Consider the following 23,103-nt stretch of genomic DNA (forward strand, 5'->3'; position numbering starts at 1 on the left):
CCCTCAGAAGCCGAGTGCCAGCGCGCCGCCGTCGACGGCGAGGTCCTGCCCCGTGACGTAGCGCGCACCGTCGCCGACGAGGAACACCGCGGCGCTTGCGACGTCGGCCGGGTCGCCGTACCGGCCGAGAGCGATCCGGGAGAGGATCTGTCGCGCCCGTTCCGGGTCGTTCTCGAGCACCTTCTGGTTCAGCCTGCTCGGGAACCAGCCCGGCGAGATGGTGTTCACCAGGACGTTGTGCGGGGCCCACTCGACAGCCAACCCCCGGGTGAGGCCCGTGACTGCCGCTTTGGAGGCGCAGTAGGGCACGACGTCGGTGAAGCCGAGATGGGCGGCCATCGAGGCGATCGTGACGACCCGTCCCACGTGAACGGATCGGCTCAGGTAGTCGAACGCGGCCGTAGCAGCACGAAACGCTGCGTCCACGTTCGTCTGCTGGACCTGGCGCCACTGCTGCATGCTGATCTCCGTCGCCGGCGCCTTGTGGGTCACTCCAGCGTTGTTGATGAGGAAGTCGAGACCATGGCGCTCCCCGACCGTCCGGATCGACTCCGCGATTGCCGTCTCGTCGGTGACGTCTACCGCGAGCTGGGTGACACCGTCGCGATCCGCCTCGCTGCGGACAGTGCGGTTGAGTCCGAAGACAGTGGCGCCCGCCTCGGCGAGCGCGTGGGATATCGCCAGCCCCAGACCCGAGGACTGGCCGGTCACGATGCCGACGCGGCCCCGCAGGCCGAACGTCGCCGACAGGAATCGGTTTGCGTCGTCCTCGGCCGTGACGTCGACGAAGGCACTCATGGAATCTCGTTGAGGAGCTCGCGGCGGAACGAGAATCCCCAGCCCGGTCCGGGACGCGGCGACGCCGTGCCGTTCTCGATGAGCATCGGCTCGTCGATCAGGTCGTCGACCCAGTCGAAGGACTCGGCGCCGTACCCGTTCGGGATGGTCGCCAGCAGTGGGACGTCGTAGTCCTTGTAGTAGTGCGGGAGCACCGGGATGTGGTGCGCTGCCGCGAGGGCCGCTGAGGCTCTCCACGGCCCGACTCCTCCGATCCGGATGATGTCGGGCTGCCACAAGTCGATGGCGCGCCGGGCGATGAGCTCTCGTAGCGCGAGGACGTCGTACTCCCGTTCACCGGTCGCGATCGAGATCTGCGTCTTGTCGCGGATGGTGGCGTAGCCATCGAAGTCTCGATGGTTGATGGGCTCCTCGAACCAGTGGATCCCGATCTCACGGACGGCTGTGGCGAGTTCGACGGCGCCCGCCACCGTCATGCCTTGGTTCGCGTCCATCATGATCTGCATGTGGGGCCCGACCGCGTCTCGTACCATCCGCAGCCGTTCGAGGTCGCGACCCGTCTCGCGAGAGCCCACCTTGACCTTGATCGCGCCGAACCCGCGGCGCTGGTAGCCGCTGACCTCGTCCAGGAGCTCGTCGTCGCTGTAGGACAGCCAGCCTCCGCTCCCGTACACCGGGATCGGATCGCCATGACTGCCGAACAGCTTCCACACCGGCTGGCCCAGGGTCCTCGCCCACGCGTCCCACATCGCGACATCTAGCGTGGCGAGTGCCCAGCGCTGCAGCCCCTCGACGCCGAAGTACTCGCTGGCCGCCTCGTAGTCGCGGGAGACGGAGAGCGTGTCGTAGACGTGGTAGGAGCGCTGAGCGACAAAAGCTTGCAGGTCTCGCAGCGCACCCTTGATCGCCTCCGGCGAGTAGTCGAAGGAGAGCATGTACCCCTGACCGACCGCGCCACCCCGGGTCTGCACCTCGAGCACGAGGAACGCGATGCGGGAGATCTCGTGTGTCGCGTCCGCAACAGGTCGTGACACTCGCGAGGTCACCTCGTAGGTCCGGAGGTCGGCGATGAGGCTGTCGTCGGACCCGGTCATCAGCCGCTGTCTCCTTGCGGTCGTCTGTGGAGCGCCGTGCCGAGGTGGGGCTCCGACGGCACAGGGCAGTGCGTCGGGTGGCGTCGTCTCTCCGGGGCACCTGGCTCATCGATGCAGGCTGCTGCCGGCGTCGTACGAGCGGTTTCGTCGATGAGTCCGATGAATCTGGTTGCCACCTCAGTTCCCACGTGACAAACATAGTGCCCTGTGGCTGTCTGCGGAGGTCGCTTCCCTCAATTGGTCAAACCTATCGACCATAGGCAATCAGATGCCTGCACCGATCCAGGGCTCGATCGCGGTGATGGACAGATCCGCGCCAGGGCTCGCGACGGCCACGACGGCGCGGTCCCGGACGGTTCTGGAGCCGTCCGGAGGAAAGCCCACCCGGTCGATGAGCCCGCTCACATCCGCCGATGCCTCGTGCGTCCCTACCGGCAGCGGCTGTGCGGCTGTGCCGCTGTGGTCATCATCCGTCCTGCCGCGGCGGCGGCACGACGGGACCATCCTGGGCGAGTGCCACCTGGTAGGGGTGCGCCGCGACGAAATCCTCGACGTCGAGGAGGTGCGTCGACATGCGGACGCGTGCCCGATCCGGATTTCGGGCCACGAGCTCGGCGAGGATCGCGCGGTGCTGCTGATGTGCGCTACGGATCGACTCGCGCTGGTTGACCGAGCGCCAGAGCCGCGCGCGAACCGTCCTGCTCGACAGATTCTCGATCAGGACGGCCAGCGCGGAGTTTCCGCAGGCACCCGCGATGATTCGGTGAAAGGTCGCGTCTGCCTCGATGGTGCGCTCAGGATGAATGTGCTCGAGATCACAGACCATCTCGTCGACGTCCGCGAGCACCGCCTCGAGCTCGGCGAGCTGGACCTCCGTGAGGTGAAGTGCGGCCAGCGACGCGCTCTCGGCCTCCAGCACCCGGCGGACGGCAAGGAGCTCCGCCGCGCTCGAGAATTCGCTCATCTCGACGAAGAAGCTGAGAGGGCTCAGCAGCGTGGCCGGGTCGAGCGCGGTGACGTAGGTGCCGTCACCCTGTCTCGACTCAAGAACGCCGAGCGCCACGAGGGCGCGCACCGCTTCGCGCAGAGATCCTCGGGAGACGCCGAGACGCGGCGCGAGATCGCGTTCGATGGGCAACCGGTCGCCCGCTCTGAGATTGCCCTCTCTCAGCATTGTCTTGACCGCGTCGATGACGACGTCGGTTTGCGACCGTGCTGGCGGAGCGGCGCCGCCTGCGCTCATCCACCCAGTCTAGGGACCGTCCGCAAGGTTCTGGCGCGGGAGCCCACGCAGGTTCGGCCCGAGGAGAGCCTGGTCCGCGTCCCGGGCTGCCTTTGCCCACCGTCGTGCGCCAGCAGCCAGCAACCGGAGGAACGACGTGAGGGAGTGCGCGTCGGCAGGAACAGGACGGTGTCGAGCTACTGGCGCCCTCCCGGTCGCGACTTTCGTGATGGCGTACTGCGCGAAGGGCCGGATACGGCCAGCGGCTCGGAGCGCGAGCCCCGAGCCGCCGACCGTGCCGCCTCAGCCCGCGCTGGTGTCGTAAGCGTTCTGCCAGATCTCGATGTACCGGTCAGCTCCGAGACCGGTCAGTCCCTCGACGTAGGAGCTCCAGGCGGCATCGTCGCCCGGGTCGCGGGCCCCGGTGATGAATTCCGCGGTCGACGTCGAGATGTAGTTCTCGACGTTGGTCTGCAGCGTGGAGAGCTCGGGTCCGTCCTCGATAGCGACCCACGAGTTCCAGTACGGGAAGATCGCGTCGGTGTCGTGGCCGTCATAGAGTTCGGTCGCCTCGAACAGTCTGCGCTCGAACCCCTCCTGGGTGTAGATGTCCAGAGGCTGCACCTGGCTGTTGCGGAACTCGGCGGTCATGGCGTACCGCGCGCCCGCTCCCCAACCGTTGTTCAAGGCCTCGGGGTCCGCCTTGTCGGTGACGATGGTCTTCCAGACCGCCTCCAGGTCCTCGTCGAGCGCGATGTCGCCGTCCTCGGCGTAGGCCCAGTTGATGCCCTCGCTCCCGTACCCGCCCAGCAACATTCCCTCTTCGGTGTACATGTAGTCGATGATCTGCATCAGTTTCTCCTGAGCGGCATCGCTCGCGTTGTTGGTGATGACGAAGGTCGCGCCCGGCGAGCTCGGCAGGACGTAGGCGGCGTTGTCACCGCCAGGTCCGGTCAGCGGTGGCAGCGCGTCGTACTGCGCGTGACGGGCGTCCTCGAGACCGAGCGTGGTGAAGATCCCAGGGTGCACCCCGGTGAAGGAGCCCACCAGGACGCCCTCGGCCGAGTCCCCCTTGGCCAGCATGGCGGCGCGGTTCTGGGAGAAAGCGGACTCGTCGATGAGCCCGTTCTCCCAGAGGGAGTTGAGGAAGACCAGGCCCTCACGCCAGCCGTCCTGCGCCGCTTGGATCTGGACCCGATCACCGTCCAGGCCCAGAGATATCGGTTGTGCGCCGCCGAACTGCCAGGCGTTCGAGATGAAGGCGTTCATGATGAACGGAACCACCGAGTCCTGCGCACTGGAGGTGATCGGGATCTCGTCCACGACCCCGTTGCCGTTGGGGTCGTCGTTCTTGAAGGCCATGAGGACGTCGAACAGCTCCTCGGGCGTCGTCGGTTGGTCGAGGCCAAGATTCTCCAGCCACTGGGTGTTGATCCAGAACTTGGAGGGGTAAGAACAGTGGTAGCAGTCGTTCCACTGGGGCAGGCCCCAGATGTTCCCGTCGGGTGCGGTCGCGAGCGCGGCGTAGTCGGGCACCTCGGTCATGAGCTCGGAGGTCGCCGGTGCGTACTGCTCGATGAGATCGTTCAGCGGCAGTAGGACGCCCTGGCCGCCTAGGCGCAGTAGCTCGGCCTGACTGAAGTGGTCGACGTACGGGACCAGCATGTAGGCGTCGGGGTAGCTGCCGCTGGCGAGCGAGATCTGACGAGCCTCGGCGGCCGCGCCGGCGTCGAAGGTCGTGGTCTCGAACTGCAGATCGACGTCGAAGCGTTCCTCGAGATGGAGCGTGAACGCGTTCTGGTCGAGGTCGGTTTCGGGTCCCTGCGGTGCGAAGATCGTGATGACGCCGTCGTCGGCCACCTCCCCCGTGCCATCGCTTGAGCAGGCACCCACGACGCCGATGCCGAGGGCGACTGCCGTCAGGGCGGCGGCGCGTCGTACGTGTCGTGTCATGACAAGACCTCCTGGGTTGTTGAACGATGCATCCCGAGCGAGTGCCCGGATGCACGGGTGTGTGGGTCAGCCCTTGACCGCGCCGATCATCACGCCCTTGGTGAAGTAGCGCGCCACGAACGGATAGATGAGCATCACCGGGACCGTGGCCACGACGATGAGCGAGTACCTCAGCAGATCGGCCAGCTCCTGGCGCCGCAGCATCTCGGCGGCGTCCATCCCGGTCACGGACTGGTTGAGGATGAGGATGTTGCGCAGCACGATCTGCAGGGGCGCCAGGTCGGGGTCGCGGATGTAGAGGAGCGCGTCGAAGTAGCTGTTCCACTGGGTGATCGCGTACATGAGGGCGATCACCGCGAGCAAGGGCTTGGACAGCGGCAGTACCACCGACCACAGGAACCGCAGGTCGCTGGAGCCGTCGAGCTGGGCCGCCTCGTACAGCTCGTCCGGGATCGAGACCCGGAAGAATGCCATCGCCAGAATCACCTGCCAGACCCCGATCGCCTGCGGGAAGATCAACGACCACCGGGTGTCCAGCAGCCCCAGCTCCTGCACCACCAAGTAGGTAGGGATCAGGCCGCCGGCGAAAAGCATCGTGAAGACCACCGCGCCGGCGATGAAGGAGCGACCCCAGAAGTCCCGCCGCGAGATCGGATAGGCCAGCGCCACCGTCAGGATCAGGCTCACCGTCGTGCCGACCGCGGTGTAGAAGAACGAGTTTCCGAACCCGGTGAGGATCTGGGGATCGCTGAGCACCGCGATATAGCCGTCCAGCGTGAACCCCACCGGCCAGAGTGTGACCCGGCCGGCCGACACCGCACGCGGGTCACTGAAGGAGCTGGCCACGATGTAGACGATCGGCAGCAGGACCGCCAGCAGGAACGTCGTGAGCAGGATGTATACGCCGACCATGAAGACGCGGTCGACACCGCGTTCCTTGATGCGGACAGGTCGGTTCGCGCGCTGCGTCTTGGTGCCGAAGCGCGAGGCGCCCTTGACAGGGCGGCGCTCGATGGTCGGTGCGCTCAAAACAAGCCCCTTCCGGTGGCGCGCTTGGCGATCAGGTGCACGGATACCAGCAGCACGAGGTTGATCACTGAGTTGAAGAGACCTATCGCAGAGGCCTGGCTGAAGTCGGCGTTGAGCAGGCCGATCTTGTAGGTGTAGGTCGCGATGATCTCTGCCTGCGAGAGGTTCAGAGTGTTCTGCAGGAGGAAAGCCTTCTCGAAGCCGATCGCCATCACGCTCCCCACGCCGAGGATGAGCACCACGGTGGCGGTAGGGAGGATTCCCGGGAGATCGATGTGTCGGATCTTCTGCAACCGACTCGCGCCGTCGACCTTCGCGGCTTCGTACAGCGTCGGGTCGATACCCGCCAGGGCGGCCATGTAGATCACGGCGGCATACCCGGTCGTCTGCCAGATGTCGCTGAACACGTAGATGTGCCGGAAGAACTCCGCCTGACTGAGGAAGTCGATCGAATCGATCCCCACCCACCCGAGGGCGGCGTTGAGCAGCCCCAGCCGCGGTGACAGGAACAGAATCGTCATCGCGACCACCACGACGGTCGAGATGAAGTACGGAGCGTAGGTGACCATCTGCACCGTGCGCTTGAAGAACCGCTGCCGCACCTCGTTCAGCGCCAGCGCCAAGATGATCGGGATCGGGAACCCCGCCACCAGCGCGTACCCCGACAGCAGGAACGTGTTCTGCAGCAGGTCCCAGAAGATCGGGTTATCGAAGAAGCGCCGGAAATGGTCCAGCCCCGCCCAGGCGCTTCCCCACACGCCATCGACGACGTTGTAGTCCTTGAACGCGATCACCGCGTTGGTCATCGGCCAGTACTTGAAGATCGCGAAGTAGAGCAGGGGCACCAGGACCAGGAGGTGGAGTTGCCAGTGTCGTCGTAAGCTGCGGCGGGCGGCGCGCAAGCCCTTCGAGGTGTCCTTGACCCTCCCTGTGCCGCGAGGGGTGGCGGTGGGGGTGATCAGCATCGCGTCAGAGGTCGGTCGGCCCGATCGCCGGCCCGGTGGCTTAGTGCCGACCGACACCACGGCTGGACGGCGTCACGAACGGCAGCGCGTCCACCCGCGGTGCCGCGCATGCTGTCGATCAGGGACATCGTTGTCTCCTCCATGAGGCGCGTCGTCAACGCCTCGGCTCTGGCGGCCCACATAATCATCGGACCAATCTCGCGTCAAGGGAGGTGGTCAAAGTTGGACAAGTCGCCGCGTGCGAAGTCCGCGTGCTCGGGGTTGGGCACCAACGATCGCAGTCTTGTTGTCGGGGAGGTGGCCCGGACGAAGCTGGTGCTGGGCCGCTGGCGGGCTCGTCTCCGCGCGCTGCTGCCTGCGGTCGGCAGGCGTGGGTGGCCGCCTGGTCCGACGCCGCTACCGACTCGGGCAACTCACCACGCCGCGCCGTTCAGAGGCAACGCGTCGGCGCAGATGAGAGGCGCACCTCAAACGGGCAGTTTCCACAACGAGCTCTAGCCAACGGGCTCGATCGGCCACAAGATCTGGATCCTCCTCACCCTTGACATCAACCTTCGCTCGGCACGTCGCCGTCTTGCTGGCTGGTCATCGATGCGGTAGATGATCTTGACAGCAATGGTCTGATGACTAACATGTCTCGGGACTCAGCCGCAGAGTTGACCTCTCGCAAACGATCGGGATTCCATGACACACGAAGGCGAGTCGTTCGACGTTTCCCGACCCGATGGTCGTCGTCGGCTGTGGTTCCGCTCTCCGGCCGCGACGTGGGCCGAGGCCATCCCGGTCGGCAACGGGTCTCTAGGTGCCATGGTCTTCGGTCACCCTTACCGCGAGCGGCTGGCGCTGAACGCAGACACCTTGTGGGCAGGAGGGCCTGAGCGGCACGGGGTGGTAGGCGGTCCAGAGACCCTTGCGGAGATTCGCCGCCTCGTCTTCGCCGGGGAGCCCGCCGCCGCCGAAGATGCATCCCGGCGTCTGCAGGGCCCGTACAACCAGCCCTACCAGCCGCTGGGCGATCTCTTGCTAGACCACCTCGGCGATCCGGGGAGCAGCCCGGCTGACGACGACGCCTCCGTGCTTGCCTATGAGCGCGAGCTGGATCTGGGCACGGGCGTGGCCACCACCACGGTGCGGACCGGTCGGGGTGGGTGGACAACTCGGGTGCTGTCATCGCGCCCAGCCGGTGCCGTCGTGGTGCGTGTCGAGGCCGACGGCCCGGACGGACTGCACCTGTGGGTGCGACTGGAGACCCCGCACCGGGTCGTCGAGACCCACCGGGATGGAGCCACGCTGACCTGCACCGGTCGGGCACCGACGCATGTGGCCCGGAAGGACGCCGGCGTCTCCGAGCCGATCGTGTATCACGACGACGAGGGCATAGTCTTCACCCTCGCCCTTCGGGTGCTTCCCGAGGGGGGCGAGACCCGCGCAAGGGCCGACGGGGTGGAGGTCCACGGGGCGCAGGCCGTGACCCTGTTGCTCACCGCGACCGACTCGTTCATCGACTGGGATGTGGCTCCCGGCCAGGATGTGGCCGCAGTCACCGCGCGAGCAGTGGCTCAGCTCAAGCCGATCACGGCGACCGGTTGGTCGCGCCTGCACGCCGCGGCCCGGGCCGACCACGCTGCACTCTTCGACCGGGTGCGATTGGAGTTAGCGGACCGACATGCGGACGACCTCCCCACGGACGAGCGGCTGCGTGCCGTGCAGGCGGGAGGGCACGACCCGGCTCTGGTCGAGCTGCTGTTCGACTACGGCCGGTACCTGCTCATCGCCTCCTCCCGGCCCGGGACCCAGACCGCCAACCTGCAGGGCATCTGGAACGACCAGCCGCAGCCTCCGTGGACGTCGAACTGGACCACGAACATCAACGTCCAGATGAACTACTGGGCCGCCCTGACCACGGACCTCGCCGAGTGCCACCTCCCGTTGGCCGACCTCATCGACTCCCTCCGCATCAGCGGTTCCCGGACCGCCACCGAGGTCTACGGCGCCCGCGGCTGGACGGCCCATCACAACGTTGACCTCTGGCGCACCACCTGGTCGGTGGGCGGCGGTCGTGCTCAGCCCAAGCACGCGATGTGGCCGATGGGCGCGGCATGGTTGAGTGCCCATCTGGTCGAGCACGTCGCCTTCACCGGCGATCAGGCGTTCCTCTCCGACCGGGCGTGGCCCGCGCTCCGTGGCGCCGCGGAGTTCGTGCTGGACCTCCTGGTGCCCGACGAGCGCCCGGGCGCTCCCGCGGGCCAGCTCGTCACCGTGCCGTCCACCTCGCCGGAGAACACCTTCCTCGACGCGTCCGGCCGCCCGTGTGCCGTGGACGTGATGACGACGATGGACCTCTTCCTGGTGCGCGAGCTCTTCGCCAACGTGCGACGTGCCGCCGAGCAGCTAGGACTCCACGACGCGCTGGTCGACGAGGTCGGGGAAGCCGCCACTCGACTCCCTGCGGTACCGATCGCCCCGGACGGCCGTCTTCAGGAATGGTCCACCCCCTTCGCCGAGGAAGAGCCTGGGCACCGCCACCTCTCGCACCTGTACGGCCTCTTCCCCGGTAGCGAGATCGACCCCGATCGAACCGGCCAGCTCGCCGCGGCGGCGAGAGCGTCGTTGCAGCACCGCCTCGACTCCGGGGGCGGGAGCACAGGCTGGAGCCGAGCCTGGGTGAGCTGCCTGTGGGCACGCCTCGGGGACGGCGCCGCCGCCGGCGAGAGCGTCGACCAGCTGCTCCGGGACCACGCCAGCACCAACCTGTTCGACCTGCACCCACCGGACCTGTTCCAGATCGACGGCAACTTCGGCATCACCGCCGCCGTGGCGGAGATGCTGGTGCAGAGCCATTCGCCCGTGATCCGCCTGCTGCCCGCGTTGCCGCCCCAGTGGCCGAGCGGGCGAGTGCGCGGCCTGCGAGCCCGGGGCGGGATCCGGGTGGACCTCGAGTGGCGGGGCGGGAGCGTGCACCGGGCGATGCTCCGGGCCGACCGGGACATCCGGGTCGAGGTCAGTACCGGGCCCGGCGGACGAACTCGCGCAGTCCACCTCGTGGCAGGCCAGGACACGGAGATCGCCCCGTGATCGACACCGAACCCACGCCGACACCCCACCCGTTCCGCACCGGAGGGCGCCGCCTTCCACCGTCTCGATGAGGAGCAATCATGGAACTGACCCGTAGAGCACTGCTGTCCGCGGGAGTCGGCCTGACCACCGCAGGCGCGCTGGCTCGGCCGGATCTCTCGACCGCGGCCCACGCCGCGGCAGGTACAGCCACGACCTGGCAGTCTGACATGCTCAAGGTTTCGCGTGGCGGACGACTCGTGTATCCACGCCGCGGCGGCCTACGGTTGCCGGACTGGGCTCAGGTGGGCTATCGCAATGGCCAGTCCCCGCCAGAGGTGCCGACGGTTCAGACCATCGGCCCGGTCGCCGGGGACAACACCAGCCACCTGCAAACGGCTATCGACGCGGTCGGTGCACTCCCTCCTGGCGACAACGGATTTCGGGGTGCGATCCTGCTGCAGGCCGGGGAGTACCCGGTGGCCGGCACCGTCTACCTCCGCCACTCCGGTGTGGTGCTGCGTGGGGTGGGTGACGACGCCGACCCCGCCACGAACACCGTGATCCGGGCCGTGGGCAACACGCCGAACCAGCGGGATGTGGTCGTGGTCGGCGGCGGCTCAGGGCTGTGGAATGGCGACGCACGCGACTGGTCGGAGGAGGTGGCGGGTACCAGGACGGATATCACGTCCGACGTGGTCCCACTGGCTGGGAACACCTTCACCGTCGCCGACCCCGAGGCGCTGGCCGTGGGCGACAACGTGATCATCGTTCATCCTTGCACCCAGGCATGGCTCGACGCCATCGACGGTGGGGGCACCGCTGACGCCCCGCCCTGGGCTGTCGGCAGTCAGCCCATCGCCTACAACCGCTACGTGACCGCGATCGAGGGTGACCGGGTCACGATCGACGCCCCGGTGTTCTACCAGCTCGACCGTGCGCTGTCGCAGAGCTTCGTCTACGTCTGGGACCGGGCCGGGCTGGTCACCGACGTCGGGGTCGAGAGCCTACGCGTCGACATCGAGTTCAACGGCGAGGACGACGACGAGGATCACGCCTGGAACGCGATCCGTCTGGTGGAGGCGGAGAACGCCTGGGTACGCGACTGCACGATGCTGCACTTCGGCCTGTCTGGGGTGGCCATGTTCAAAGCCACCCGCGTGACCGTATCGGGGTGCCGAGCCCTCGATCCGAAGTCCAGGATCACGGGCTCCCGTCGCTACAGCTTTAGCGCCGAGCGAAGCGTCAACCTGGCACTCGTCACCGACTGCTACGCCAACCACGCCCGGCACGCCTACGTCTCCAACGGCACCACCACAGCCTCGGGGATCGTGTTCCATCGCTGCGTGGCCGAAGGCAGCCTCACCTCCAGCGAGGGCCATCGGCGCTGGACCCACGGGCTGCTCTACGACAATCATCTCGAGATCGAACCCGTCACCGGTCGCGCCCTCGCGCTGTACAACCGCGGAAGCTGGGGTACCCAACACGGCTGGTCGGCGGCGCACTGCGTGGCCTGGAAGGCCGACGTGGCCGATTCCTCGCTCTCGGTGCAGCAACCTCCGACCGCTCAGAACTACGCGATCGGCTGCTTCGGCACCGTCAACGGTGACGGTGTCAGTGCGAGTGACGATGATGCCGGGCCCGGTTACATCGAAGGCACCGACCGGCCCGGGCTGGAGCCAGACTCGCTATACGAGGCCCAGTTCGCCGCTCGACCTTCCTAGCCCAGATCACGCCGCTGCCGTGTTCGCCGGCGGCGCCGGTCGTCCTCGGCGTTGCCGATCGCGGGGCTTCTTGCTGACCTGCTGATTGCGACCATTGCCGAGGCCCTGCCGATGGTGGGCACTTCTGTCTGATCTTGCGGTCGAGCTCCGCGGCCGGCGAGAGAAGCCGCGGACGTCAGCAAGATATTATTGGCTCTGCGCAGCTCGCAGACCTCACGCTTGAGCTCGGGCAGCCCTTGAACATCATCAGTCGGGGTACCTGCCCGTACGCCGCCGTCGATCTCGGCCTGACGAACCCAGTTCCGCAGTGCCTCGGGTGAACCACGAGCTGATCGGCTACCCCCTTGATCGCCCCGCGCACAGGCATAGGGTCGGTCCGGGTGTGCATCGCCATCCGCACCGTCCGCTTCTGGATTTCAACGCTGCACTTCCACGGTGCTGCCATGACTCTCATCATCCTTCCCAGCATCGAGCGCCTCCATCAGACCCGGCGCGATTCAGGGCGGGCGATCAGCCCTCGCCGCGGATGATCGCGGCGAGCGTCTCGAGCGGCAGCTTCGGGCGTCGCTCGGCGTCGCAGAGGCCGTTGGTCTCCTGGTGGGTGTCGGTGATCTGGGTGTAGCAGAACCCGGACAGCTCCCTGGCGGCGTGCACCGGCTCGAGGATCGCGCGCAGCCGCGCCTCGTAGTCGTCGGCATCGGTCGCGCTCGTGTATCCCCAGCTGTCCTCGGGGACCTCGCCCGTGATGAACGAGACGCCGCCGAACTCGGTGAGCATGATCGGTGCGGTCACCTCGCCGACCTCGGTCAGCGAGATCCGCCGGCCCGCCGGCCCGATCCCGCGGACCATCGCCTCGACCGCCTCGCGCGACCCGTAGCGCTCGGCCAGCACCTCGCGCCGAGCCTCGTAGTCGTGGATGGTCCAGATGTCGGAGTCGGTGTGCTCCCAGCCGTCGTTGGAGATGACCGGCCGGCTGGGGTCGAGCGCGCGCGTGAGGTTCGCGAGCGCGACCGCGTACGCACGCTGGCGGGAGTCGTGCGCGCCGTGCTGGATACCCCACGACTCGTTGAAGGGCACCCAGGTCACGATGCTCGGGTGCGACCGGTACTGCCGCACGAGCGCGAGCCACTCGGTCGTGAGGCGCTGCACCGCGATGTCGTTGAACTCGTACGCGCCTGCCGTCTCGCTCCACACCAGCAGCCCGAGCTTGTCGCACCAGAAGAGGAAGCGCGGGTCCTCGACCTTCTGGTGGATCCGCAACGAGTTGAAGCCGAGGTCGCGGATCAGCTCCGCCTCCGCGCGCAGCGCGTCGAGCGACGGTGCCGTGAAGTGCGACGTGGGCCAGTACCCCTGCTGCAGCACGGACCGCAGGTAGCAGGGGCGGTCGTTGAGCAGGAAGCGACCGTCGTCCGTGCCGACCGAGCGAAGCCCGAGATAGCTCCCGACGGCGTCGGTCGCCTCTGCCCCAAGGGTCACCGTGGCATCGATCAGGCGGGGATGCGTGGGTGACCACAGCAGGTGCTCGTGGTGCTGGCCGTTGCGCTGCCCGGTGAGCGTGAGGTCGACGACGACGGTCTGCTCCGCCGCCTCGACCCGCACCTTCGCGAGCGGTGTCCCTTCGTAGCTGAGCGCGACGTCCAGCTCCGTGGGCGCGCTCGGGCGCCGGCTCAGCTCGACCTCGAGCCGTACGGTCGCACCCGGGACGTCGGGCGTCCAGGCGAGAGACCGGATGTGCATCGCCGGGACGGCCTCGAGCCACACCGTGCGCCAGATGCCCGTGGTCCGGTGGTACCAGATCGCGTGCGGCTCGGGCTGCCAGTCCTGCTTGCCGCGAGGAAGGGTGGTGTCGAGCGGGTCGTCCTGGGCACGCACCACCACCACGTGCTCGCCGTCGTCGGCGAGGGCGTCGGTGATGTCCGCGCTGAAGGCCGCCTGGCCGCCCTCGTGATGGCTGACGTGAATGCCGTCGACCCAGACGTCCGCCGCGTGGTCGACCGCGCCGAGGTGAAGGATCAGCCGGTCGCCCTGCGAACCGAGGCCGGCGGCGTCGAGGTCGTCGGCGGAGAGCGGGATCCGGTACCAGACCACCGGGTGGTAGCCGGTGTCGTTGATCCCCGAGTCCGGCGACTCCGGTGCGAACGGGAGCTGGATCTCTCGGTCGAACACCTCAGCCTTGGTGTGCCAGCGCTCCGCCAGCCCGACATCGCCGTCGTCGTACGCGAAGCCCACCCTGCGGTCGAGCGGGACGTGCGCGGCCCTCATGAGCTGCGGTCGCGGGTAGGTGCCGTCCTGGCTGCTTGCCGGGCTCATGATCGCCTGACCTCTCCGTTGTCGTCGGGTTGGTCGCAACCCTACGACCGATGTCAGCGCTCCAGGCGGAGCTCCTCGGCGTCGAGCGCCTGCTCCGCCTTGGTGAGCGCGGCGGTGCTGTAGGCGCCGACCGCCCGCTCCTCGTGGAGAGCCTCGCGCATGGCGTCGATGTAGGCACGGCGGACCACGTACAGCTGTTGACCTGACGTGAGCTCGCTCGTCCCCGCCGGGGCCGGGCGAGCCTCCCGCAGCTTTCGGAACCCGGCCGTCACCTCGGCCAGCAGCTCGGGGTCGAGCTTGTGGCCGTCGACCACCAGCTCTTCGGGCGAGCCGACCGACCCGACCGCAGCCTCGCTCAGGTCCGCCATCAACGCCTCGACCTCGGAGCGCTCCGTGCCAGGGTCGGATCCCTGCACCCGCAACGTGCGGATCACCAGCGGCAGCGTGCCGCCGTACAGGAGCAGCGAGACCACGGCGGCCAGGAACGCGACACTCACCAGCAGGGTCCGCTGCTCCACCTCGGCGCTGATGCTCAGCGCGGCCGCGAGCGTGACCACCCCACGCATCCCGGCCCAGGCGATCACCACACCGCCGCGTGCGGTGATGGGCTCGCGCGCGTAGAAGTCGAGGTCGGCGCGGCTGCGGGCGATGCGCCGCTGGAACGCCGAGATGCGCCGCTCGCTGTGCTCGTTCTTGACCGGGAAGCTCTCCAGATGCTCGGCGAAGGTAGCCATGTGGTCGCGCCTGCCGGCGAGCTGGGGCCGCCGGCGGCGCTCGAAGAAGACCTGCACGGCCACGAACGCGGTCCGCAGCACGAGCAGCACGAGCAGGCCCACTCCCGCGAGCAGCACCACCGTGCCCAGATCGGTCCCGGACTCCTCGAGATCCACGAGCAGCACGTGGAGCTCCAGCCCCATCAGCAGGAACACACCGTTCTCGATGAGGAACTGCAGGGTGTTCCAGTTCGTGTGCTCGGTGGCACGCTCGCGGGCGGAGAACTTCCTGGCACCCATGTGCCCGGTGACGAGCCCGGCCACCACGACCGAGACCACACCGGAGGCATGCAGCTCTTCGGCAGGGACGAAGGCGATGAACGGGACCAGGAAGCTCACCGCCGTCGTCAGCACCGGGTCGCGCAGGCGCGACCGGAGCCACACGCTCGCGTAGCCGACGACCAGTCCGATCACGACCGCGATCCCCACGGCCTTGGCGAACTCCCACACGGCATCGCCCAGGCTGAACGAGGCAGCGGTCACTGCGACGACGGCGGTGCGCAGCAGTACCAGCGCGGAGGCGTCGTTGAGCAGGGACTCACCCTCGAGCACGGTCATGAGCCGGTTCGGGAGCCCGAGGCGCTTGCCGATCGAGGTCGCGGCCACGGCGTCCGTCGGGCTGATCACGGCGCCCAGTGCGACCCCTGCCGCGAACGGGATGTCCGGCACCAGCCAGTGCACCAGGCCACCGATCGCCAGGGCCGAGACGATCACCAGCAGGATCGACAGCCACCCGATCATCGCGAAGTTGCGGCGTAGATCGATCACGGGCACCCGCACCGCCGAGGCGTAGAGCAACGGCGGCAGCACACCCATGAGGATCCAGTCGGGCTCCAGCTCGATGTCGGGTACCGTCGGGATGAGCCCGACGACGATCCCGATGACCAGCAGCACCAGCGGCGTGGCGATCCCCGTGCGCCGCGACAGCACCGAGGCGACGATGATCGCCGCGAGCGCGGCGACGGCCAGGGTGAACGGCTCCACGACCCGCCACGTTACGCCCAGCGTGCAAGGGTTGGTCACAACCCGGTATCGGTGGCGGCGAGGCAAGCTCGGGGAAACACCAGGTGCCATACGCTCGGCAGACCGCGGCGGGAGACCCCCGTCCGCAGCATGGAGGAGGAACGATGTCCCGCACCGGTCGACTGACCACGATGGCGGCCCTCGCGGCCACGACCTCGCTGGCGCTCGCCGCGTGCGGTGGTGGTTCCGGTGGGGACGACGAGGGTGGCGAGGGCGGCGGCACCGACCTCGAGCTGGTCACGCCGGGAACCCTCACCGTGTGCTCCGAGGTTCCCTATCCGCCGTTCGAGGTCGAGGACAGCTCGGCACCCAGCGGGTACAGCGGTTTCGACATCGACCTGGCGCAGGCCATCGCCGACAGCCTCGAGCTGGAGCTGGTGGTCCAGGACGTCTCCTTCGATGGCATCCAGTCCGGGACGGCCTACGCCTCCGGCCAGTGCGACATGGGCGCCTCGGCTGTCACGATCACCGAGGAGCGGCAGGCGAACCTCGACTTCTCCGATCCGTACTACGACTCGCTGCAGTCGCTGCTCGTGGCCGCGGACTCCGGGATCGCGAGCCTCGCGGACCTCGCCGGTCAGCCGGTCGCCGTGCAGGCCACGACCACCGGCGAGGCCTACGCGCAGGAGAACGCTCCAGCTGACGCCGAGCTCATCAGCTACCCGGGCGACGCCGAGATGTGGCCGGCGCTGCAGGCGGGCCAGGTGGTCGCGATCCTGCAGGACCTGCCGGTCAACCTCACCCACGCCCAGGAGGACCCCGCGTACGTCATCGTCGAGGAGTACGACACCGACGAGAGCTACGGGTTCGCGTTCGGCAAGGACAGCAACCCGAACTTGCTCGCCGCCGTGAACGAGGCACTGCAGACGATGCGCGACGACGGCAGCTATCAGGAGCTGTACGACTCCTACTTCTCCGCCGAGGGCTGAGCGGGAGGTCCCCCTCATGGCGATGCGGCGCAGCACCCGCCGTCGCGTGGTGCGACTCGCGATGTACGCGCTCTTCGTCGCGATCATCGCGGTCGCGCTGCTGACGACGGACTGGCCGCGCGTCGCGAACCAGTTCCTGCGTTCGGAGATCGCGGTCGATCAGTTCCCGGACATCATCACGATCGCGCTGCGCAACACGCTGCTGTTCACGCTCATCGCCTTCACCGGTGGGTTGCTGCTCGGCATCCTGCTCGCGCTGATGAAGCTCTCGAGCATCGGCCCGTACCGCTGGTTCGCGACCGGGTACATCGAGCTGTTCCGCGGCGTGCCCGCGTTGCTGACCATCTTCGCGATCGGTTACATGCTCCCGATCGCGCTGGGCATCCAGGTGCCGTTCCGCCCGGTCGGCTCCGGGCTGCTCGGCCTCATCCTGGTGGCAGGCGCCTACATGGCCGAGGTGATCCGCGCCGGCATCCAGGCGGTGCCGAAGGGCCAGACCGAGGCGTCGCGCTCGCTGGGGATGTCACCGTTCCGCACCATGATGTTCGTGGTGCTGCCGCAAGGCTTCCGCATCACCATCCCGCCGATGACGAACGAGTTCGTGCTGCTGCTCAAGGACACCTCGCTGCTGTTCATCGTCGGGACGACCCCGGTCCTCAAGGAGCTGACCGTCTTCGCCCGGGACGAGGCATCGCGGACGGGGAACAGCACCGTGCTGCTGATGGCGGCGATGCTGTACCTCGTGGTGACGATCCCGCTGACACGGTTCGCCGCCTACCTGGAACGACGACTGGCGAGGTCCCGATGACTGCTCACCCTTCGCCGTCGGGCGACCCGCTCGAGCAGATCGAGCCGGAGGCGCCGGCCATCGAGATCCGCGACCTCCACAAGAGCTTCGGCGATCACGAGGTCCTCAAGGGCATCTCGCTCGAGGTGCGCACGGGCGAGGTGGTGTGCGTGATCGGGCCCTCGGGCTCCGGCAAGTCGACGCTGCTGCGCTCGGTCAACCTCCTCGAGGAGCCCACCAGTGGGCAGATCCTCATCGAGGGGATCGACATCCTCGACCCGGAGGTCGACGTCGACCGGGTCCGCACCCGGATCGGCATGGTGTTCCAGCAGTTCAACCTGTTCCCGCACATGACCGTGCTCGGCAACCTCTGCCTCGCGCAGCAACGGGTGCTGGGCCGCAGCCGGTCGGAGGCGGTGAACGTCGCGCGCGAGAATCTCGCCAAGGTGGGTCTCGCCGACCGCGAGGACGCCTACCCCGCGCACCTGTCCGGCGGGCAGCAGCAGCGCGTGGCGATCGCCCGCTCGCTGTCGATGAACCCGGACATGATGCTCTTCGACGAGCCGACCTCCGCGCTCGACCCCGAGCTGGTGGGCGACGTGCTCGAGGTGATGCGCACGCTCGCGAACGAGGGCATGACGATGATGGTCGTCACGCACGAGATGGGTTTCGCGCGCGAGGTCGGCAGCCGCGTGATCTTCATGGACGATGGCCAGATCGTCGAGGAGGGCGATCCCCGCGAGGTGCTCGCCCGCCCGAGAGAGCCACGTACCCAGGCGTTCCTGTCCAAGGTGCTGTAGCGACGGGTGGCATCACCGGCAGCCGACCGGCCGCCGCCGTTGGCTCGACGGCGGCCGGTCGCCCGGGTCAGTGGTGGCGCCAGGCCTGCCAGTCGTCGTCACCCGAGAGGTAGGTCTCCATGGTGTGGACCCTCGCCTCGGTGCTCGTCAGCTGCGGACGACCATCGAGGTCGGCTGCGGCCGCACCCGGACCGCTGTTGTTGAACTCCCGCAGGAAGTCCTCCTCCCAGGGCCAGCCGCCCATGTCGCTCCAGGCTGGGGTGCCGACGTGCGACCCCAGCCACGAATCCCGTACCACGACCGACGGCGCGACGTCCGGGTCGCTGCTCGGATGCCACGGGCGGCCGAGGAACACGGTGCCTGCTGCCGCGTCGGAGGTGAACCGGCTGTCGACGAAGAGGAACCCGAGCGTCCCGTTCTGGGTCGCCGGTGCGGTCACGTACCCGTTGACCTCCTGGCCGCGGTCCAGGGAGTGGATCTCGGAGCCGTCGACGACGAGGGTGGCACGACCGTAGATGAAGTCGACGTCGCCCTCGATGTAGGAGTCGGTGACGTAGACGCGCGACACCTCACCCTTGGGCGACTCGGCCAGGAACGTGTCCTGGTTGCCGAGCAGCCGCACCGCCTCCAGCACCAGCCGGTCGCCGACCGTGCGCAGCGCCTGCGCCTGGCTGGGGCCGTTGGCCACCTCGTCGTACCCGTTCTCGATCGTGATCGCCTCGACGGTGACGTCATCGGCGAGGATCGCGAGCGTCGCTGCCCCCGTGCTTCCGAAGACACCGCCATAGAACTTGGCCTGGCCGGCGGCGAGGTCGTAGGTGAGCACCACGTCAGCCGGGTCTCCGGTCGCACCGCGGATGGTCAGGTCGTCAGCACCCGGCCACACCCGCACGATCTCGCGGTAGGTGCCCGGCTCGACGACGATCTCCTCGATCCGGTCCGAGCGCCAGGCGGCACCGACCGCGGCGCCGATCGACGCGTAGTCACCGGTGCCGTCCAGCGCCACGGTCACGCGGCGCGCGTCCTTGTCGGGACGTGCCAGGGTTCCGGCGCCGGCCCCGACGATCTCGACGACGTCCTCGACCGGGTCGGCCTGGTAGGCGTAGTGCTGCAGCGGGTCGAACGTGGGCCCGGTGTCGTCCTTGCGCCCACGGATGTCGTTGAAGATGTTGCCGATCGAGTGCACCCGGGACGCCTCGTCCTTGGCGACGATCGCGTCCTCGCCGTGCTCGTACACGCTGGACTCCACCACCAGCTGCGATGCTCCGCGTGACATGGTCCCGTACTGGCCCTGGCCCTGCAGCCAGTTGTTGTACAGGTGCCCGGCGGCGACGTTGTCGATGCTGCCGTTGCGCTGGTAGGTGTTCGAGAACCAGTTGTGGTGCAGCGTGATCGTTGTGACGACGTTGTCGGTCCAGCCGACTCCGACCGTCTTGTTGTGGTCGTGGAGGAAGTTCCACGACAGCGTGATGGCGGTCGAGTCCTTGCGGACGTCGACCAGGCCGTCGCCGAGACGGGTGAACTCGTTGTGATCGATCCACACGTGCGACGAGGTGTCCATGCGGATGCCGTCGTTGTCGTTGTCATCGCTCTTGCCGTCCCAGTCGCCCGGCACGTACGAGTCGCGGAACGTGAGGTTGCGGATGATCACGTTGTCCACGTGGTCGAGGAACAGCCCGACGCCCACGAGCTCGGCGTCGCCGAGGCCGACGATCGTCTTGTCGCCGGCGACCTCGATCATCGAGCCGAGCTCCACGGCGTCGATACTGCCCCTCACGAAGATCGTCAACGGCTCCGCCAGGGCGGCGTAGCGGGCGAGGTCGGCCGCGGTCCGCACGGTGACGGTGTCGCCGCCCGTACCCCCGGTCGTGCCCTGCGGCAGCTCGCCGCTCGGGGTGGAGGCGAAGCCGGTGGCGACCGGGGACCAGACCGGCCCGTCCGCCGTCGCCGTCTCGGGTGCACGGATCTTGTCGAGCACCGCCGCACCGGCGACCGCCGGGTCCGTCGGGTCCCGCCAGCGCGACAGGTCGCCCGCCCCGGCCCCGTTCGTCACGGCCCGCTCGGACACCCTGGCCGTCTGGACGACGCCGTGCGGGCCGGTCTCTCCCCACACCTGCGCCGTGAGCGTGGCGTCTGGGTTGGCCTCGTTGTACGCGGTCAGCACGTCGACCTCGGTGCCGTTGACGACCGTGCCGGAGATGTCGATGCCCTCACCGCCCCAGTTGTGGACGATCCGGTCGGCGGTGAGTGAGCTGTCCAGGTGGAAGGTGTTGTTCCGCGCCACGATGCTCGACTCCACGCCTGCACCCCAGGAGTAGCCGTAGGCCTCGGGGTTGCCCACGCGGTAGACGTTGTTGTAGACGTGCACCTGACCGAACCGGACCCGCGGCGCGCGCTGCACGAGGTCGATGAGGTCGTTGTGGTGCATCGTCACGCGCAGCGTGCCGCGGTCGGTGTAGCGAGAGTCTCCGTTGCCGAACAGCATCGACTTGTCGTGGCCCTCGAGCTTGCTCCAGGAGATCGTCACCAGGTCGGCGGCTCGTACGACGTCGAGCAGTCCGTCGTGACGCAGGAACCGCTCGCCGAAGTACTCGGGCTGCTCGGCGTCCACCGTGTCGCCGTCGTTCAGGGTCAGGTGGTCGAGCCAGACGTGCGTCGAACCGCTGACGACGAGGTTGTCCCACTCGGTCTTCCAGGTCTCACCGTTCCACGTCGGGAAGCAGTCGTAGGCGTCGGAGATCTCCAGGTTCCGCACGATGACGTTGTCGATTTCGGAGATGTTGACGACGAAGCCCGTCAGGGTGACGCCGTCGGCACCGATCAGGGTGGTGTTGGAACCGACCTCGATCCTGATCTGCTCGCGCTGGACCGCCTGCGAGGCGTCGCGGGCGTCCTCGAGCGCTCCGCTCGCCGGCCCCTCCCACACGGCGGGGTCGTAGGCCTCGAGGTATGCCTGCAGCGTGTAGCCGTCGCGCGCGTAGTCCTCGCAGGTCAGCGGGCTGCCGTCGGCGGAGGTGTTGGCGTCGACGTCCTCGACGACCCGCACGATCTTCGGGTCGTCGCCCTGGACCGCCGCCACCAGCTCGTCGCGGGTGCGGACCTCCACGATCTCCTCGGCTGCCGACCCACCCGTGGTACCGCCCTCGAGCGAGGCCCAGCCGTCACCCGGGGCGAGTGTCTGGCGGGCCAGCTCATCGGCACTGATCCGTTGTGGCTGGTGCGGGGCAAGGGCCGGGACATCCTGGAGCTGACGGCTGGCGTCGGGATCAGGTTGCGCCTGAGCACCGGTGGCGAGCAGCGGCAGGGTGAGCGCCGTGGCTGCGAGCGAGCCGAGCAGCGCGCGTGCGCGGCCGCGAACGCGGCTGGATCCTCGCGCATCGTGCGGTGGTGGGATGGGTCGCCGTGCTGGCATGGCAATGGGCCCCTCTGGAGGCTGGGCGGCTAGGCCCTCGGGGCTCGCTGAACACCGATCCGACATCGGGATCGGATCGGTCGAGCTCCGTCGCTCCTTGCGACCGGACGCCTCTGTAACCGGTTTCTCAAACCTATCCAGCAAATGAGCTTCGCGTCAACGATGATGACAAAATTATTGATAAGCCAACGCGTGGCGCTCCTGTGACTCCAACAAATCGGTGAGAAACCGGTACCTCGGCTGGCCGGGGTGCGCGGTCATCGACTCCGTCCGCTGAGACGACTGGAGGTCATGCCAGGAGCGCAGGCGCGTGGTGGGAGACTGAGGCCATGGCTCTCCCCGCTGACACCACCGCGAAGTTCGCCGAATATGCACATTCCGAGCGCCTCGTCTCCACCGACTGGCTGGCCGAGCACCTCGGCGAGCCGGGGCTCGCCGTCGTCGAGTCGAACGAGGACGTGCTGCTCTACTCGACCGGCCATATCCCGGGTGCGGTGCACCTCGACTGGCACACCGATCTCAACGACCCGGTGACGCGCGACTACGTCGATGCCGAGTCCTTCGCGACAGTGCTCGGCGAGCGCGGGATCTCCCGCGAGACGACCGTGGTCCTGTACGGCGACAAGAACAACTGGTGGGCCGCCTACGCGCTGTGGGTGCTCACCTTGTTCGGCCACGAGGACGTCCGCCTGCTCGACGGCGGCCGCGCGGCCTGGATCGCGGAGGGTCGCGAGCTCACCACGGACGTTCCCACGCCTGCGGCCGCGACGTACCCCGTGGTCGCGCGCGACGACGGCGAGATCCGCGCGTTCAAGGACCAGGTGCTCGAGTTCCTCGGCGGCCAGCTCGTGGACGTGCGCTCCGCACCGGAGTACTCGGGCGAGCGCACCACCATGCCGGACTACCCGGAGGAGGGCGCGCTGCGCGGCGGCCACATCCCGGGTGCGCAGTCGGTGCCGTGGGCGCGGGCCGCGAACGAGGACGGCACGTTCCGCTCGCGCGCCGACCTCGAGGCGATCTATCAGCAGGAGAAGGGTCTCGACCCCGCCGAGCCGGTGATCGCGTACTGCCGGATCGGCGAGCGCTCCTCGCACACCTGGTTCGTGCTGCAGCACCTGCTGGGCTTCGGCGACGTCAAGAACTACGACGGCTCCTGGACCGAGTGGGGCAACGCCGTGCGCGTCCCGATCGCGACCGGCGCGGAGCCCGGCGAGGTGCCGCAGCGCTGAT

16 protein-coding genes are annotated in these 23,103 nt (G+C 68.1%); 6 read left to right on the forward strand and 10 right to left on the reverse strand.

Going from position 1 to position 23,103, the window contains the following annotated elements:
- Nucleotides 1-3: 3 nt before the first annotated feature.
- From GPA03_RS17595 to GPA03_RS17625, 7 genes are all read right to left on the reverse strand, one after another.
- A complete protein-coding gene (locus GPA03_RS17595) occupies nt 4-798 on the reverse strand; it encodes an SDR family NAD(P)-dependent oxidoreductase (RefSeq protein ID WP_156253362.1) in 795 nt (264 codons plus the stop codon).
- Nucleotides 795-1,892, reverse strand: coding sequence for a mandelate racemase/muconate lactonizing enzyme family protein (locus GPA03_RS17600; protein WP_156253363.1), 1,098 nt, complete (start codon nt 1,890-1,892; stop codon nt 795-797). Before GPA03_RS17600 ends, GPA03_RS17595 begins: the two co-directional genes overlap by 4 nt.
- A 264-nt stretch (nt 1,893-2,156) precedes the next feature.
- Nucleotides 2,157-2,297, reverse strand: coding sequence for a hypothetical protein (locus GPA03_RS17605; protein WP_156253364.1), 141 nt, complete (start codon nt 2,295-2,297; stop codon nt 2,157-2,159).
- A 61-nt stretch (nt 2,298-2,358) separates the two neighbouring features.
- Entirely contained in the window at nt 2,359-3,135 is a 777-nt protein-coding gene (locus tag GPA03_RS17610) for a FadR/GntR family transcriptional regulator (RefSeq protein ID WP_156253365.1), read from the reverse strand.
- A 282-nt stretch (nt 3,136-3,417) separates the two neighbouring features.
- The gene (locus GPA03_RS17615; RefSeq protein WP_156253366.1) at nt 3,418-5,067 is read right to left on the reverse strand and encodes a type 2 periplasmic-binding domain-containing protein; all 1,650 of its coding nucleotides are present in this window, start codon (nt 5,065-5,067) and stop codon (nt 3,418-3,420) included.
- Nucleotides 5,068-5,133: 66 nt separating this feature from the next.
- Nucleotides 5,134-6,096 (reverse strand): carbohydrate ABC transporter permease, encoded by a 963-nt coding sequence (locus tag GPA03_RS17620; RefSeq protein WP_241681366.1) that lies wholly within the window; start codon nt 6,094-6,096, stop codon nt 5,134-5,136.
- A complete protein-coding gene (locus GPA03_RS17625; RefSeq protein WP_156253367.1) occupies nt 6,093-7,061 on the reverse strand; it encodes an ABC transporter permease in 969 nt (322 codons plus the stop codon). Before GPA03_RS17625 ends, GPA03_RS17620 begins: the two co-directional genes overlap by 4 nt.
- A gap of 684 nt (nt 7,062-7,745) precedes the next feature.
- Here GPA03_RS17625 and GPA03_RS17630 point away from each other — a divergent pair.
- Both GPA03_RS17630 and GPA03_RS17635 read left to right on the forward strand, forming a co-directional pair.
- Nucleotides 7,746-10,136 carry a glycoside hydrolase family 95 protein gene (locus GPA03_RS17630; RefSeq protein WP_156253368.1) on the forward strand — a complete coding sequence of 797 codons (2,391 nt, stop codon included), beginning with the start codon at nt 7,746-7,748 and terminating at the stop codon, nt 10,134-10,136.
- Between the two features lie 80 nt (nt 10,137-10,216).
- Entirely contained in the window at nt 10,217-11,839 is a 1,623-nt protein-coding gene (locus GPA03_RS17635; RefSeq protein WP_156253369.1) for a right-handed parallel beta-helix repeat-containing protein, read from the forward strand.
- A 510-nt stretch (nt 11,840-12,349) separates the two neighbouring features.
- Here GPA03_RS17635 and GPA03_RS17640 read toward each other — a convergent pair.
- Both GPA03_RS17640 and GPA03_RS17645 read right to left on the reverse strand, forming a co-directional pair.
- Complete coding sequence (locus tag GPA03_RS17640) at nt 12,350-14,149, reverse strand: glycoside hydrolase family 2 protein (RefSeq protein WP_156253370.1); 1,800 nt, start codon at nt 14,147-14,149, stop codon at nt 12,350-12,352.
- Between the two features lie 53 nt (nt 14,150-14,202).
- Nucleotides 14,203-15,906 carry a cation:proton antiporter gene (locus GPA03_RS17645; protein ID WP_206673623.1) on the reverse strand — a complete coding sequence of 568 codons (1,704 nt, stop codon included), beginning with the start codon at nt 15,904-15,906 and terminating at the stop codon, nt 14,203-14,205.
- Nucleotides 15,907-16,049: 143 nt separating this feature from the next.
- Between GPA03_RS17645 and GPA03_RS17650 the strand changes: the two genes are divergently transcribed.
- Genes GPA03_RS17650 through GPA03_RS17660 form a run of 3 tightly spaced genes read left to right on the forward strand, consistent with a single transcriptional unit; the run spans nt 16,050 to nt 18,461 of the window.
- A complete protein-coding gene (locus tag GPA03_RS17650; RefSeq protein WP_156253372.1) occupies nt 16,050-16,874 on the forward strand; it encodes an ABC transporter substrate-binding protein in 825 nt (274 codons plus the stop codon).
- A gap of 16 nt (nt 16,875-16,890) precedes the next feature.
- Nucleotides 16,891-17,682, forward strand: coding sequence for an amino acid ABC transporter permease (locus GPA03_RS17655; RefSeq protein ID WP_156253373.1), 792 nt, complete (start codon nt 16,891-16,893; stop codon nt 17,680-17,682).
- Nucleotides 17,679-18,461: an amino acid ABC transporter ATP-binding protein gene (locus tag GPA03_RS17660; RefSeq protein WP_156253374.1), complete on the forward strand. Its 783-nt coding sequence runs from the start codon at nt 17,679-17,681 to the stop codon at nt 18,459-18,461. Before GPA03_RS17655 ends, GPA03_RS17660 begins: the two co-directional genes overlap by 4 nt.
- Before the next feature lie 67 nt (nt 18,462-18,528).
- Here the strand turns inward: GPA03_RS17660 and GPA03_RS17665 are convergent, their stop codons facing one another.
- Entirely contained in the window at nt 18,529-21,873 is a 3,345-nt protein-coding gene (locus GPA03_RS17665) for a pectinesterase family protein (RefSeq protein WP_162458417.1), read from the reverse strand.
- A 329-nt stretch (nt 21,874-22,202) separates the two neighbouring features.
- Here GPA03_RS17665 and GPA03_RS17670 point away from each other — a divergent pair, with 329 nt between their 5' ends.
- Nucleotides 22,203-23,102, forward strand: coding sequence for a sulfurtransferase (locus tag GPA03_RS17670; RefSeq protein ID WP_156253376.1), 900 nt, complete (start codon nt 22,203-22,205; stop codon nt 23,100-23,102).
- Nucleotide 23,103 lies beyond the last annotated feature (1 nt).

It is taken from the genome of Pseudactinotalea terrae, from assembly GCF_009733845.1.
Classification (GTDB): Bacteria; Actinomycetota; Actinomycetes; order Actinomycetales; family Beutenbergiaceae; genus Pseudactinotalea; species Pseudactinotalea terrae.

Coding starts and splice junctions, on each gene's coding strand:
- GPA03_RS17595 (WP_156253362.1), bottom strand. CDS start 798: ATGAGTGCCTTCGTCGACGTCACGGCCGAGGACGACGCAAACCGATTC.
- GPA03_RS17600 (WP_156253363.1), bottom strand. CDS start 1,892: ATGACCGGGTCCGACGACAGCCTCATCGCCGACCTCCGGACCTACGAG.
- GPA03_RS17610 (WP_156253365.1), bottom strand. CDS start 3,135: ATGAGCGCAGGCGGCGCCGCTCCGCCAGCACGGTCGCAAACCGACGTC.
- GPA03_RS17615 (WP_156253366.1), bottom strand. CDS start 5,067: ATGACACGACACGTACGACGCGCCGCCGCCCTGACGGCAGTCGCCCTC.
- GPA03_RS17625 (WP_156253367.1), bottom strand. CDS start 7,061: ATGCTGATCACCCCCACCGCCACCCCTCGCGGCACAGGGAGGGTCAAG.
- GPA03_RS17630 (WP_156253368.1), top strand. CDS start 7,746: ATGACACACGAAGGCGAGTCGTTCGACGTTTCCCGACCCGATGGTCGT.
- GPA03_RS17635 (WP_156253369.1), top strand. CDS start 10,217: ATGGAACTGACCCGTAGAGCACTGCTGTCCGCGGGAGTCGGCCTGACC.
- GPA03_RS17640 (WP_156253370.1), bottom strand. CDS start 14,149: ATGAGCCCGGCAAGCAGCCAGGACGGCACCTACCCGCGACCGCAGCTC.
- GPA03_RS17650 (WP_156253372.1), top strand. CDS start 16,050: ATGTCCCGCACCGGTCGACTGACCACGATGGCGGCCCTCGCGGCCACG.
- GPA03_RS17655 (WP_156253373.1), top strand. CDS start 16,891: ATGGCGATGCGGCGCAGCACCCGCCGTCGCGTGGTGCGACTCGCGATG.
- GPA03_RS17660 (WP_156253374.1), top strand. CDS start 17,679: ATGACTGCTCACCCTTCGCCGTCGGGCGACCCGCTCGAGCAGATCGAG.
- GPA03_RS17665 (WP_162458417.1), bottom strand. CDS start 21,873: ATGCCAGCACGGCGACCCATCCCACCACCGCACGATGCGCGAGGATCC.
- GPA03_RS17670 (WP_156253376.1), top strand. CDS start 22,203: ATGGCTCTCCCCGCTGACACCACCGCGAAGTTCGCCGAATATGCACAT.